Below are 13082 nucleotides of genomic sequence, written 5' to 3' on the forward strand. Positions count from 1 at the left end.
TATGATTGCGGTAAACACACTTCTGGATAAAACAAAAGGCGACCGGTGGATCTGGTTGATCATCATCATGCTATCCATCATATCGGTTATGATTGTATACAGTTCCACCAGTACGCTCGCTTACAAGCGCGGGGTAGGTGTGGAAAAGCTACTGCTCACCAAACACGTCATCTTTGTGATTATTGGTATTGCGATGATCTACATCGCACACCTGCTCGACTACAGGTATTACGCCGGGATATCCAAGATACTGATGATTGTTACCATTCCTCTTTTGGTATATACGCTGATATTCGGTGCAAACTATAACGAAGCTTCCCGTTGGGTAAAAATCCCTGTAATCGGCCTTACATTTCAGACGTCCGATCTAGCAAAACTCGCTTTGATTACATTCTTAGCCAGAATGTTAACAAAAAAGCAGGAAAATATTAAAGATGTAAAACGTGCATTTGTACCTATCATGGGATCGGTATGTGTGGTATTCGTGCTCATAGCCTGGGCAAACTTATCAACCGCCCTCATGCTTTTTGGAGTGAGTATACTGCTGCTTATCATCGGCAGGATCAGTATAAAGCAAATCATGATCGTGTGTGCCGGCGGATTCGTATTGCTTTTATTTGTTGCCTTTTTAGGTCCGCGTAAGGAGGTTTATAAATCCCGTATCAATACGTATTTGCATCCTGAACTTCAAAACTCAGATAAGACTTTCCAGTCCGACCATTCCAAAATAGCCCTGGCATCTGGCGGATTACTTGGAAAGGGTCCGGGTAATAGTATAGAAAAAAACTTTTTGCCGCATCCGTATTCGGATTTCGTATTTGCAATGATTATAGAGGAGTATGGCACCGCAGGTGGTGTGTTGGTGATGTCGCTGTATCTCGTTCTGCTCTATCGCTGCATCAAGATCGTAACTAAGGCCCCGAAAGCTTTTGGCGCACTTTTGGCAGCCGGGCTTGGCTTTAGCCTAACAATTCAGGCCTTTGCGAACATGGCAGTGGCCGTAGGATTAGGTCCCGTAACGGGCGTCCCTTTACCGCTGGTTAGTATGGGTGGAACGTCCTTGCTGTTCACCAGTATCGCCTTTGGAATAATTTTGAGCGTAAGCAAAGACGTTGAAGAGTATAATAGTAAAAAAGTGATTGTCGGAGAAATACCAGCAATGGCATAAAAATAATGAGCAGTACAAGAATAATTATTTCGGGAGGAGGAACAGGCGGACACATTTTTCCAGCTATATCGATCGCAAATGCGCTTCGACGTATGGAGCCGGCGTGCGAAATATTATTCGTGGGTGCCACAGGTCGCATGGAGATGGAGAAAGTACCTTCGGCTGGTTATAACATCGTCGGACTCGATATCAGAGGAATCCAGCGAGGCTCTGTCATCGGAAACCTGGGTCTTCCAATGGTGCTGGTCCGGAGCGTCAGGAAAGCACTCCAGATTATTAAAGAATTTAAACCGGACGTTGTGGTGGGGGTAGGCGGTTACGCTTCGGGTCCTGTTCTTTTTGCTGCCTCTTTGAGATGCATTCCTTATCTCATTCAGGAGCAAAACTCTTACGCAGGAATCACCAATAAATGGCTAGGTCGGAAAGCATCAAAAATATGTGTAGCCTTTGACCAGATGGATCAGTTTTTCCCGGGCCGCGACATCATCAAAACCGGAAATCCTGTCAGGAAAGACGTTGTCGAGATCAAGGGCAAAAAACCTTTAGGCGCCGAATGGTTTGGTCTTAGCACTACCAAAAAGACTATTTTGGTTATTGGTGGAAGCCTCGGCGCCGGGACTTTAAACAGAAGTGTAGAGAAGCATTTGTCTCAACTCATCGAAAACGACATTCAGGTGATATGGCAGACAGGCAAGGCCTACTATGGCACAATAATATCCCGTTTAGGCGAAAACTATCATCCGAACGTTCGCGTTCTGGAGTTTCTTACGCATATGGATATGGCCTATGCACTGGCAGATCTCATTATCTCCCGCGCTGGTGCTGGTACAATTGCTGAACTTTGCCTGATAGGCAAGCCGGTTATCTTAGTGCCTTCACCCAACGTAGCGGAAGATCACCAGACAAAGAATGCACTCGCATTAGTAAAAAATAACGCGGCATTGCTTGTTACCGACAATGCTGCTGAAGAAATGTTGATCGAAGAGGCGATCACATTACTTAAAGACAACGACAGGATGAAATCGTATTCTGATCAGATCGCATTCCTGGCTCTGCCCGTTGCAGATGATCTAATCGCAACGGAGGTGATGAAACTGGCCCGAAAGGAGGAGACATGGAATTAGGGGATGTTAAAATTGTATATTTGGTTGGTATCGGAGGTATAGGCATGAGTGCGCTCGCACGATATTTCTCTCGCAGAGGAGTAATTGTTGCCGGATATGATAAGACGCCGACTGCGCTAACGAAGGCTTTGGAGCACGAAGGAATTCATGTATCTCATAGTGACGATCCTGAATCACTGCCTGAACAGTTTGTTGTCAGTAAGGCAGGTGCCCTGGTAATCTATACGCCCGCCGTACCCAAAGACCTGTCGATCCTTAATTTTTTTCAGGATAGACACTACAATCTTAAAAAGAGGTCTGAAGTTCTTGGGATGATCAGCAAAGGTCAGTTTTGCATTGCTGTTGCTGGTACCCATGGAAAAACGACCACATCATCAATCATTGCGCATCTTCTTACCCACAGCGGTGTAGGTTGCACAGCTTTTCTTGGAGGAATCAGTTCAAATTATAACACAAATTTCCTTATCGGGCATAATGAGCTGGTTGTTGTGGAAGCGGACGAATATGACAGGTCATTTTTAACGCTTCACCCAAACATTGCAGTCATCACATCAATGGATGCGGATCACTTAGATATCTATGGCGATCAAACACAATTGCATGAGTCGTTCAGGATGTTTGCCGGACAACTCAAAAAGAACGGCAAATTATTCGTAAAGATTGGCTTGCCGGTTTCCGGAACAACATATAGTGCAACATCAGAATCAGCCATCAAAGCGACCAACATACGGGTTGAGGGTGGCAGTTTTGTGTTCGACTATATAGACGGCGATATAACTATTTCAAATATAAAAATGATGTTGCCCGGTGTACATAATATTGAAAATGCCGTGGCAGCCATAGCGGTTGCAAGAGCCTTAGAGGTATCACCTGAGAAAATTAAAACGTCAATCGAGACGTTCAAGGGGGTCAAACGCCGATTCGAATATGTAGTCAAAACGTCTCACCACATATATATAGATGATTATGCTCATCATCCCGAAGAATTGAAAGCCTGTTTTGGCGCCGTTAGGCAATTATATCCCGATAAGAAGCTAACGGTGATTTTTCAACCCCATCTTTTCAGTCGTACCCGTGATTTTGCAGAGGAGTTTGCGACTGTGCTCGGCACGGTCGACGAACTAATATTATTGGAAATCTATCCCGCAAGGGAAATGCCCATAAGCGGTGTCGATGCGAATTTTCTTCTTGAAAAGGTGGAAATGCAAGCAAAATCACTGGTCGGCAAGAATGATGTCCTGGAGCTTATCGCCCGTGAAAGCCCCGAGTTACTGGTTACCGTGGGCGCTGGAGACATTGATACTTTAGTTGAACCATTGAAAAATATTCTATCATATGCTTAAGCGGATCAACTGGACCAGGGTATTTAATATTTTTGCATGGACGGGCAGTCTCGCGGGAATAGTCGTGCTCATGAGCTTTATTGACGTAAAAAAGAAAGACATCATCTGTCAAAATATCAATATTAGAATCCCCGGGGCCGACAATTTTATTGAGCGTGAGGAGATTGACGCCATATTAGCAAGGAGCCAGGGAGTATTGGTAGGGCGCAAACTGAAAGAAATAAATCTTCAGGACCTTGAGCAGAGTATAAAGGACAACCCCTATATCGCATTTGCAAAAGTATATGCCGATATGAACGGTGTTATCAACATAGCGCTCGAGCAGCGCGAACCGGTCCTGCGTGTGGTTAACTCTGGAGATCAGGAATTTTATATCGAAAGAACCGGACTAAAGATTCCTGTATCCCCTAATTTTACAGCTAATGTCTTAGCTGTTAACGGAAAAATCCTGGAGCATTTTTCCGGAAAGGTAGACACACTGATCACGAAGAAAGCTAAAGATCTGTTTAAGGTTGCCTTATATGTTAAGCAGGATTCGTTATGGGACGCGCAAATTGAGCAGATGTTCGTAAACGATAAAGAAGATATTTTGCTAATACCCAGGGTCGGCAATCAAAAGATTGTACTAGGCAGTGCCGATTCACTGGATGTGAAGATGAATAATTTGCTTGAATTCTATAAACAGGTTATGCCTAAGCTTGGATGGAATACTTACAGAACAATCAATATTAAGTACACAAACCAGGTCGTCTGCGAGTTGAACAAAATAGATTCGACGCAGCTTACTAACTCTGTAGATACAATAAAAAAACAAATACCTAAGGAAACAATAAATAATCAACTCAACAAATCGATATAATCATGGGCAAAGAAAAATTAACCACTCAGTCTCCAATTGTAGTAGGATTGGATATCGGTACTACCAAAATCTGCGTGATCGTGGGGCGCAGAACGCAGCACGGCAAAATTGAAGTGTTGGGTATAGGTAAAGCAGAATCTGCCGGTGTTACCCGCGGCGTAGTGTCTAACATACAAAAGACAGTGCAGGGTATATCACAAGCGGTTGAACTTGCAAGTGCACAGTCCAATGTTGAGATACGCGTTGTGAACGTTGGCATTGCAGGTCAGCACATCAAAAGTCTCCAGCATAGAGGTATTCTAACAAGAAGGGAACTTAATAATGAGATAGCTAAAAAAGATATCGATAAACTTATTGATGACATGTTTAAGTTAGTGATGCCTCCTGGAGAGGAGATCATCCATGTGCTTCCTCAGGAGTTCACTATAGACAATGAGCCCGGTATCAAAGACCCTATCGGTATGGCCGGAGTCCGGTTAGAAGCTAACTTTCATATTATATCTGGCCAGGTAACAGCGGTTAAGAACATCATGCGCTGCGTTACCAACGCCGGCTTGCAAACCCAGGAGTTAATCCTGGAGCCACTAGCGTCTTCAGAGTCGGTGTTGAGCGACGAAGAGAAAGAAGCGGGTGTAGCGCTGGTCGATATCGGCGGCGGTACTACGGATATTGCCATATTCCATGAAGGCATTATTAGACACACAGCGGTAATACCTTTCGGCGGAAACAGCGTAACAGAAGATATCAGGGAAGGTTGCTCCGTCATGCGTAACCAGGCTGAACTGCTTAAAACACGGTTTGGTTCGGCTCTGGCTGAAGAAAACAAAGAAAACGAGATCATCTGTGTGCCGGGGCTGAGAGGAAGAGAACCAAAGGAAATATCCGTGAAGAACCTAGCCTATGTAATTCAGGCCAGGATGGAAGAAATCATAGAGCACGTATACTATGAAATAAAGTCGTCAGGTTATGAGAAGAAACTTATCGGCGGTGTTGTTATCACTGGCGGAGGTGCCTTATTGAAGCATCTCTCGCAGCTTGTAGAATATGTTACCGGGCTTGACTGCAGAGTCGGCTATCCAAACGAACATTTGTCGAAGTATGAAGATATGCCGAAAACGATTTATGACGACCTGAAAAGTCCAATGTATGCGACCAGCGTTGGCCTGCTGATCAAGGGTATCCAGAAGGCAGAAGAGCTGATAGAGGAAATGAACCAGCCGGGCGTATTCGTTGAAAGACCCAAGGATAAAGAGAAAGCAAAGCGTTCCGGAGGAGGTCTTTTCGATAAGTTACTAGCCAAAACCAAAGATTTCATCAAAGACGATATGAACGTTAGCGACGAAGATTACATCAAGCCGTAATATTTTTCAACAAAGCAGAAATTTTCCACATTCCCAACAGATGTGGAAAACGCCTGTTAAAAAAGTGTTAATATTACATATTGAGATGAGAAGGCAACATGAATTTTTAAACAACTGATTCTTAGAGATATGCAGTTCGAAATGTTAAAAGATAAGTCATCAATAATCAAAGTAATTGGTGTAGGTGGCGGTGGTGGTAATGCGGTAAACCATATGTATCGCCAGGGAATTACGGGTGTCGACTTTATAATTTGCAATACTGATGCTCAAGCTTTGGAGTCCAGTCCTATTCCAAATAAGGTTCAATTGGGGGCTAGCTTAACGGAGGGTATGGGCGCAGGCTCTATACCTGAGGTTGGGAAAAATTCAGCTATTGAAAATATCGACGATATTAAGCAGATGCTGGGCAATACAACAAAGATGTTGTTTATAACTGCTGGTATGGGCGGTGGAACCGGAACAGGCGCCAGCCCAATAATAGCTAAAGCAGCTAAGGAGCTGGATATTTTAACTGTTGCCATTATAACTACTCCATTTGCATTCGAAGGCAAGAGACGGAAAATGCAGGCGAATGACGGACTGGAGGAACTTAAAAAATATGTGGACTCTTACCTCGTTATATCTAACGATCGCTTACGTGAGATCTTCGGCAACTTAACACTTGGATCCGCATTTGCACAAGCTGATGATATTTTGACAACTGCAGCTAAGGGCATTGCAGAGATCATTACTGTACCTGGTTATATTAACGTTGACTTCAAGGATGTTAGAACCGTCATGAAAGAAAGCGGTGTCGCCATTATGGGCAGTTTTGCATGCGAAGGAGAGAACCGTGCATTGAGCGCAGTAGAGGGTGCGCTCGCATCACCGCTGCTAAAGGACAATGAAATAGAAGGTGCCAGGTACATCCTTCTTAACATTAGTTCCGGGCTGCGCGAGGTAACCATGGACGAAGTGACTATTATTACCGATTATATTCAAGACAAAGCCGGACTTTCAGCCGATTTGATCTGGGGTAACTGTATCGACGAAAGCCTTGAAGATAAGTTGTCTGTAACCATTATTGCCACCGGGTTTCAGACCAAGGAAGAACGCGAAGAGGATAAGAAGAACGTTAAAAAGATATCTCTACTTACACCGGAGGAGGCTCCTCTTATAAGACCAGTGGAAGCAGTTAATACGTTTATACAACCGAAGCCGGAATCGTCCTATAAGGAGCCGGTGCTGAAGGTTAAAGACGAGCAGATCCGGCAGTCAGATCTTTTCGGCGATCTGTTCAATGCAAATAAGCAAGCCGTTCAGGAGCCTGAAAATAATGTAGTCAGGCATACGCTAATAGACGAGGAAATTATCAGCAATACTCAGGAAGGTCAGGATTCAGCCTATGAATTCGAGGTTAAAGTATCAGAAACTAATTTCGTTTTTGAATCGCCGGTGGCAAACTTCAACGAGCCCGAAACACAGGCGCCCCAGCAGGAAGCGCAATCTGCCGGACCTGATGATGATAAAAGTGATGAGTCCATTGAAGACCAGTTGAGGAAGTCTAAGGAGCGTATTCTAAAACTTAAAGATCTTAGCATGAAGTTACGCACAAGTAATGGTTTGCAAGAACTGGAGAATGAACCTGCCTATAAGCGGAAGCAAATGCAACTGCAGCAAGTCCAGCACTCATCAGAATCACAGATATCGCGATTCACTTTAAGCAACGAAGATGACGGTTCTACAGGTATCAGACCAAACAATTCTTTTTTGCACGATAACGTAGACTAATCAAAATTACATAGCAAGAGTGCCTCAACGGGCACTCTTGCTGCTTCTGACGTCCTCCTTGGATTGATTATCTATGATATAAACCGTAAATTTGCGCGTACTTACTAAAAACATATAACATTGGACATATTTGAAAAGATAGCGAAACATATGGGGCCGATTGGCCAGCATCAAAAGTGGTCACATGGATATTTTTCCTTTCCCAAACTTGAAGGGGAAATTGCACCACATATGAATTTTCGCGGTAAAGAACATCTGGTATGGAGTCTGAATAACTATTTAGGATTGGCAAATCATCCAGAGGTAAGAGAAGCCGATCAGCGTGGAGCAGCAGAATTTGGAATGGCATATCCGATGGGAGCAAGGATGATGTCAGGTAATTCAAAATATCATGAGCAACTTGAGCAGGAACTTGCGGCCTTTGTAGGTAAGCCCGATGCTTTCCTGTTAAATTATGGTTATCAGGGTATGGTGTCAATTATCGATAGCCTGGTCGACCGTAACGATGTCATTGTATACGACGCAGAGTCTCACGCCTGTATTATCGACGGACTACGTTTGCATATGGGTAAGCGTTTTGTGTACAAACATAACGATATCGAAAGTGCACGTAAACAGCTGGAGCGCGCTACAAAGCTAGCTGAACAAACTGGAGGAGGAATTCTGGTGATTACCGAAGGCGTTTTCGGAATGTCAGGAGCACAGGGGAAGCTGAAGGAACTGGTTGAATTGAAAAAGCAATTTCAGTTTCGTCTGCTGATTGATGATGCGCATGGCTTTGGAACAATGGGGCCGACCGGAGCGGGCACTCATGAGGCCCAGGACTGTATTGAAGGCGTAGATGTTTATTTTGGCACCTTTGCTAAATCTATGGCCGGTATAGGTGCATTCGTAGCTTCTACCGAAGATATAACCAACTATCTTCGTTATAATATGAGGTCGCAGACCTTCGCAAAAGCATTGCCTATGCCAATGGTTATTGGACTTCTCAAACGGCTCGAACTGCTCAAGAACAATCCGGCCTTGCGCGAAAAACTGTGGACCGTAGCGCTCGCCCTGCAAAACGGGCTCCGTGAGCGAGGTTTTGATCTTGGGGTAACAAATACTATGGTAACTCCGGTTTTCCTGAAAGGCGAACTGCTGGAAGCAACAGCGCTTACCATGGATCTACGCGAAAACTACGGTATTTTCTGTTCAATAGTTGTGTACCCTGTTATTCCTAAGGGGCTTATAGAACTAAGGTTAATCCCTACAGCGGCTCACAGCCTTGAAGATGTTCAACGCACACTTGAGGCGTTTAGCGAAGTGTCTGAAAAGCTTGTGAAAGGACATTACAAAACGAGCCAGCCTTCTGTAGCCTAACTTTTAAATGTGCTGAAAAGCGACCGGTATGTTCATAACCTTCCAAATTGTGGAAAAAAACAAGATTGCTTACATTCAAATCGGGGGGCAAAAATTTTTTTATTGATTCAAACCGCTTACATTAGTAATACCGTAATAATCAAAACCTTAAAGAACCTAAAAGTAAGTTAACGATGAAAAAATTTAATGAGGTAAAGGAGCTCATTGCTTCTTTAGAGGCAGATGTAGATAAGTTCTACAACAAGTCAAACAGCGCTGCCGGAACAAGAGTGCGCAAGGGTATGCAAGATCTTAAGAACCTTGCTCAAACCATCCGTCTTGAGATTCAGGAAGCAAAAAATAAAGGTTAATACGCTTTATTGATTCAAAAAACAAGCCTGCATGATGACTCTTGCAGGCTTGTTTTTTGATGTGATTCTAAACCACTACTTTAAGTCTGTCGGCAAGTTCCCCGACAATCGATGCCCTGAGGCCCTCAGATACACTGACGAGTGGTAACCGCACATGGTCGGCGCATACGCCGTAGTGCTTCAATGCTGCTTTAACGCCTGCAGGATTCCCTTCTGCAAATATCATCCTCGTAAAATCAATCAGATCCAGATGAATCGGTAAAGCTTCCGAATAATTTCCTTCCAGACACAAACGGATCATTCGGGAGAAAGATTCAGGTAAAGCATTACCCACAACCGATATAACACCCACAGCGCCAAGAGATATCATAGGCAACGCGATCGGGTCATCGCCCGAAATAAGCATAAAATGCTCAGGTTTATCTCTCATAATCTGATTGAACTGGTCAAAATTCCCCGAGGCCTCTTTCACCGCCACCACGTTAGAGAAATCTGTGGCAAGTCTGCATGTGGTCTCAGCGGTCATATTGCTCGCTGTCCGTCCCGGCACATTATACAATATGATCGGAAGTTCAGTAGCCTCGCTAACAGCCTTGTAGTGCTGGTAAATACCTTCCTGTGTAGGCTTGTTGTAATAAGGGCTGGCCGAAAGGATACCGTCATATCCAATGGCATTAAAACTACGTATGCTATGTACCACTTCTGCGGTGTCGTTTCCGCCAATGCCTGCAACCAGCGGCACTCTTCCACCGTTTATTTCCGCTGTAAATTCCCAGATCTTTTTCTTTTCTTCCTTATTGAGTGTTGATGCTTCACCTGTTGTGCCAAGAGACACCAGGTATTCCACTTTCCCGTCGATCAGATAATTGATCAGGTTTTTCAAACCATCATAATCTACCGACCTATCTGCGTTAAATGGCGTAACTAACGCTACACCAGTACCATGAAATTTTTTCATTTCTTAATTATTATTCAACATCTCCATTAAATCTACCACTGCAATCAGCGGTACATTAAGCTTCTTAGCCTTTTCCAGTTTAGAAGGTCCCATGTTATCACCAGCAACCAAATAGTCTAATTTAGATGAAATGCCGCTAAGCATCTTACCCCCGTTGGCTTCTATTATATTTTTTAGTTCATCGCGACTGTAGCCGTCAAAAACTCCCGAAATTACAAATGTTTTTCCGTTTAATTTGTCACTTTGCCGGTCAATTTTGCTTTCGGTCGCAGTAAACTGCAAACCATAACTTTTCAGCAGTTCCACCTGAGCTACATGCTCCGGTTTGCTAAAATATTCTATGATACTTTCTGCTATGCGCTGTCCAATTTCGTCCACAGCGGTAAGCTCCTCAGCGGACGCACCGATCAGGTTTTCGATATTCCTTAATCCGGCAGCCAGTTTTCGCGCCACCGTTTCTCCTACATAGCGGATGCCCAGCCCGAACAATACCTTCTCAAAAGGCATTTGCTTCGATGCCTCAATCCCGTGGAGCATATTCTCAATAGAACGTTCCCCAAAGCGATCAAGCATCTTCAGTTCGTCAGCTTTCTGATGAAGCGAATACAAATCGCTGATGTGACGTACCAATCCCTTTTGATAAAAAGTTTCAATAGTTTCATCGCCTAAGCCATCAATATTCATAGCCTTCCGACTTATAAAATGCTGAATCTTACCAACAATCTGCGGCGGACAACCCTCGTCGTTAGGACAATAGTATGCCACTTCACCTTCCTTTCTGATCAACGCTGTACCGCAACGCGGGCATACCGAAGGATAAACGATCCCCATACTATCCGGCTTTCGCTTATCAAGATTTACGTTTGTAATCTTCGGAATAATCTCGCCGCCTTTTTCAACCACTACAGTGTCCCCCTCATGCAAATCCAGCCGGTCTATCTCATTTGCATTATGCAAAGTCGCCCGTTTCACGGTCGTACCCGCAAGAACCACAGGTTTTAAATTAGCTACCGGTGTAACCGCGCCTGTACGCCCCACCTGGTAAGTAACCTTTTCCAGGACTGTCTCGACCTCCTGAGCCTTATATTTAAACGAAATGGCCCATCGGGGCGATTTTGCCGTAAATCCAAGTTCCTCCTGCTGCCCGTAGCTATTCACCTTAATTACGATCCCGTCTATGTCGTACGACAAGTTGAAGCGTTCTGTTTCCCAGTACCTCACAAATGTCAGCACATCATCAATGCCCGAAGCCAGTTTCGTATGTTCAGAAACATGAAAGCCCCATTTTTTCAAGGTTTGCAGACTTTCCAAATGCGTTTTGAAAAGCGTCTTATCTGTGTGCAACGCATAAAGGAAGCAATCGAGTGGCCTCCGGGCTACCTCGCCCGAGTTCTGCATCTTAACCGTACCGGCAGCAAAGTTTCGCGGATTCGCATACCGCACTTCCCCCAGTTCCTCGCGTTCTTTGTTCAGGCGTTCAAACGCCGCGCGATGCATAAAAATCTCACCTCTTATCTCAAACAAATCCGGTACATCAGTTACCTTATCTCCCGGATGCAGATGATGCGGAATGGTATGGATTGTCCTTACGTTAGTCGTTACATCATCACCTTTCGATCCATCACCTCGCGTAACGGCCCTAACAAGCCTTCTGTTCTCGTAAGTGAGGCTGATAGATAAGCCATCGAACTTTAATTCACAAACATACTCAAAATCACTACCCAGAGCCTTCCTAACCCGCTCATCAAAATCACGAAGTTCCTGCTCGCTGTAGGTGTTTCCCAGCGAGAGCATCGGCCACTTATGTGGTATGGTGAGGAAAGTTTTGGTAATCTCACCACCCACCCGAAGTGTAGGAGAATTGGGATCCGCAAATTCCGGATGTTCCTTTTCCAATCGCGCCAGTTCAGCGAGCTTCAGGTCAAAATCATAATCAGCAATCGTAGGCATTGCCAGTACATAATAATTGTAATTATGCTGATTCAGTTCCCTTACAAGGGCGTCCATTGTATTTTTAACCTCAGATGCTGACATATGTGCGAAGATACAATATTTAGCGCATCTGCTTTTCCATGATCTTAAAGATTGAGAAATAATCCTTGCAAATGAAGGCCCTGAACTCCTCCAGTTTTTGTGTCAGCATCTCCTGCTGCCTATCAGTGAAAGGATTTGGCCATAGACGCATACATATCCGGTTCAGTGCATAGGTAATATTTTCAAGTTTCCTGTAGCTGAGTAAATACCTGCTTGAAATAAACGAGTCGAAAAAGGAGAAAAAGGGGGCGGTACTATCCAAACCACTTCTTAAGAGAAAAATATCCAATGCTTCCCTGTCGGCCGACTCCAAATGTTCGTAGAAACGTTCCGGTGTAACCATCCCTTCACTTACCAGCAGATGGTCTAGCATAAGCTCCAGGCCGATGTGAGCTAGAAAGAATGGTTTTACCACACTGCCTTTACAGGCCGCTGCAGTAAGCAGTTTTAGTTCATTGGTATAGAATGTAAAAAACTCAGAAGAATGGAAAATGCGGTCAGCCTCCAAATGCCGTTCCCAGCCCTTTAGAATGGCCATCTGCCTTTCATCATCCAGGAATGCTTCCGGAAATTTGTCTGGATAGAGGTTTTTCTTTTGCGCATTCTTAATCAGATCGGGCAAGACCACGCCCAGCACCATGTTATCGTCAGGGTTGTCCCGTTCAAAATAGTAATGCGAAAGAAAATTCATAGATAATGGGAAGTTGATCAGCTAAAAATAGCCATTTTTACAGCTTTTCCTATATTTGCGCA

Annotated in this window: 11 protein-coding genes; 8 read left to right on the forward strand and 3 right to left on the reverse strand. The window is 44.3% G+C overall.

The genetic code is table 11. The features are described 5' to 3' along the window. Window position 1: 1 nt before the first annotated feature. The 8 genes from J3P40_RS16130 to J3P40_RS16165 all read left to right on the forward strand — a co-directional run bounded on the left by J3P40_RS16130 (window position 2) and on the right by J3P40_RS16165 (window position 9337). Entirely contained in the window at window positions 2-1168 is a 1167-nt protein-coding gene (locus tag J3P40_RS16130) for an FtsW/RodA/SpoVE family cell cycle protein (RefSeq protein WP_256007292.1), read from the forward strand. A 5-nt stretch (window positions 1169-1173) separates the two neighbouring features. Continuing rightward, the gene (gene murG, locus J3P40_RS16135; RefSeq protein WP_256007293.1) at window positions 1174-2292 is read left to right on the forward strand and encodes an undecaprenyldiphospho-muramoylpentapeptide beta-N-acetylglucosaminyltransferase; all 1119 of its coding nucleotides are present in this window, start codon (window positions 1174-1176) and stop codon (window positions 2290-2292) included. Further along, window positions 2283-3635: a UDP-N-acetylmuramate--L-alanine ligase gene (gene murC, locus J3P40_RS16140; protein WP_256007294.1), complete on the forward strand. Its 1353-nt coding sequence runs from the start codon at window positions 2283-2285 to the stop codon at window positions 3633-3635. Before murG ends, murC begins: the two co-directional genes overlap by 10 nt. Further along, window positions 3628-4494 (forward strand): cell division protein FtsQ/DivIB, encoded by an 867-nt coding sequence (locus J3P40_RS16145; RefSeq protein WP_256007295.1) that lies wholly within the window; start codon window positions 3628-3630, stop codon window positions 4492-4494. The genes murC and J3P40_RS16145 overlap by 8 nt, the downstream gene beginning before the upstream one ends. Window positions 4495-4496: 2 nt before the next feature. Next, window positions 4497-5855 carry a cell division protein FtsA gene (ftsA, locus tag J3P40_RS16150; RefSeq protein ID WP_256007296.1) on the forward strand — a complete coding sequence of 453 codons (1359 nt, stop codon included), beginning with the start codon at window positions 4497-4499 and terminating at the stop codon, window positions 5853-5855. Between the two features lie 129 nt (window positions 5856-5984). Beyond that, entirely contained in the window at window positions 5985-7625 is a 1641-nt protein-coding gene (gene ftsZ, locus J3P40_RS16155) for a cell division protein FtsZ (RefSeq protein WP_256007297.1), read from the forward strand. Between the two features lie 120 nt (window positions 7626-7745). Next, on the forward strand, window positions 7746-8987 hold the full coding sequence (locus J3P40_RS16160; RefSeq protein WP_256007298.1) for an aminotransferase class I/II-fold pyridoxal phosphate-dependent enzyme: 1242 nt from the start codon (window positions 7746-7748) through the stop codon (window positions 8985-8987). 173 nt (window positions 8988-9160) lie between these two features. Beyond that, on the forward strand, window positions 9161-9337 hold the full coding sequence (locus tag J3P40_RS16165; protein WP_256007299.1) for a BF3379 family histone-like protein: 177 nt from the start codon (window positions 9161-9163) through the stop codon (window positions 9335-9337). Window positions 9338-9404: 67 nt separating this feature from the next. On the opposite strand, the gene dapA is transcribed toward J3P40_RS16165, so the two are convergent. Genes dapA through J3P40_RS16180 form a run of 3 tightly spaced genes read right to left on the reverse strand, consistent with a single transcriptional unit; the run spans window position 9405 to window position 13020 of the window. Next, entirely contained in the window at window positions 9405-10295 is an 891-nt protein-coding gene (dapA, locus tag J3P40_RS16170; RefSeq protein WP_256007300.1) for a 4-hydroxy-tetrahydrodipicolinate synthase, read from the reverse strand. A gap of 3 nt (window positions 10296-10298) precedes the next feature. Continuing rightward, on the reverse strand, window positions 10299-12329 hold the full coding sequence (gene ligA / locus J3P40_RS16175) for an NAD-dependent DNA ligase LigA (RefSeq protein WP_256007301.1): 2031 nt from the start codon (window positions 12327-12329) through the stop codon (window positions 10299-10301). A gap of 19 nt (window positions 12330-12348) precedes the next feature. Continuing rightward, window positions 12349-13020, reverse strand: a complete 672-nt coding sequence (locus tag J3P40_RS16180) for a hypothetical protein (protein ID WP_256007302.1) — start codon at window positions 13018-13020, stop codon at window positions 12349-12351. Window positions 13021-13082 lie beyond the last annotated feature (62 nt).

The organism is Pedobacter deserti, from assembly GCF_024436415.1.
Taxonomy (GTDB): Bacteria; Bacteroidota; Bacteroidia; order Sphingobacteriales; family Sphingobacteriaceae; genus Pedobacter; species Pedobacter faecalis.

What these genes read in the sequence shown, in the direction of transcription:
- ligA (WP_256007301.1), bottom strand. Translation starts at nt 12,329, where the DNA reads ATGTCAGCATCTGAGGTTAAAAATACAATGGACGCCCTTGTAAGGGAA.
- murC (WP_256007294.1), top strand. Translation starts at nt 2,283, where the DNA reads ATGGAATTAGGGGATGTTAAAATTGTATATTTGGTTGGTATCGGAGGT.
- J3P40_RS16145 (WP_256007295.1), top strand. Translation starts at nt 3,628, where the DNA reads ATGCTTAAGCGGATCAACTGGACCAGGGTATTTAATATTTTTGCATGG.
- murG (WP_256007293.1), top strand. Translation starts at nt 1,174, where the DNA reads ATGAGCAGTACAAGAATAATTATTTCGGGAGGAGGAACAGGCGGACAC.
- J3P40_RS16130 (WP_256007292.1), top strand. Translation starts at nt 2, where the DNA reads ATGATTGCGGTAAACACACTTCTGGATAAAACAAAAGGCGACCGGTGG.
- J3P40_RS16165 (WP_256007299.1), top strand. Translation starts at nt 9,161, where the DNA reads ATGAAAAAATTTAATGAGGTAAAGGAGCTCATTGCTTCTTTAGAGGCA.
- J3P40_RS16180 (WP_256007302.1), bottom strand. Translation starts at nt 13,020, where the DNA reads ATGAATTTTCTTTCGCATTACTATTTTGAACGGGACAACCCTGACGAT.
- ftsA (WP_256007296.1), top strand. Translation starts at nt 4,497, where the DNA reads ATGGGCAAAGAAAAATTAACCACTCAGTCTCCAATTGTAGTAGGATTG.
- dapA (WP_256007300.1), bottom strand. Translation starts at nt 10,295, where the DNA reads ATGAAAAAATTTCATGGTACTGGTGTAGCGTTAGTTACGCCATTTAAC.
- ftsZ (WP_256007297.1), top strand. Translation starts at nt 5,985, where the DNA reads ATGCAGTTCGAAATGTTAAAAGATAAGTCATCAATAATCAAAGTAATT.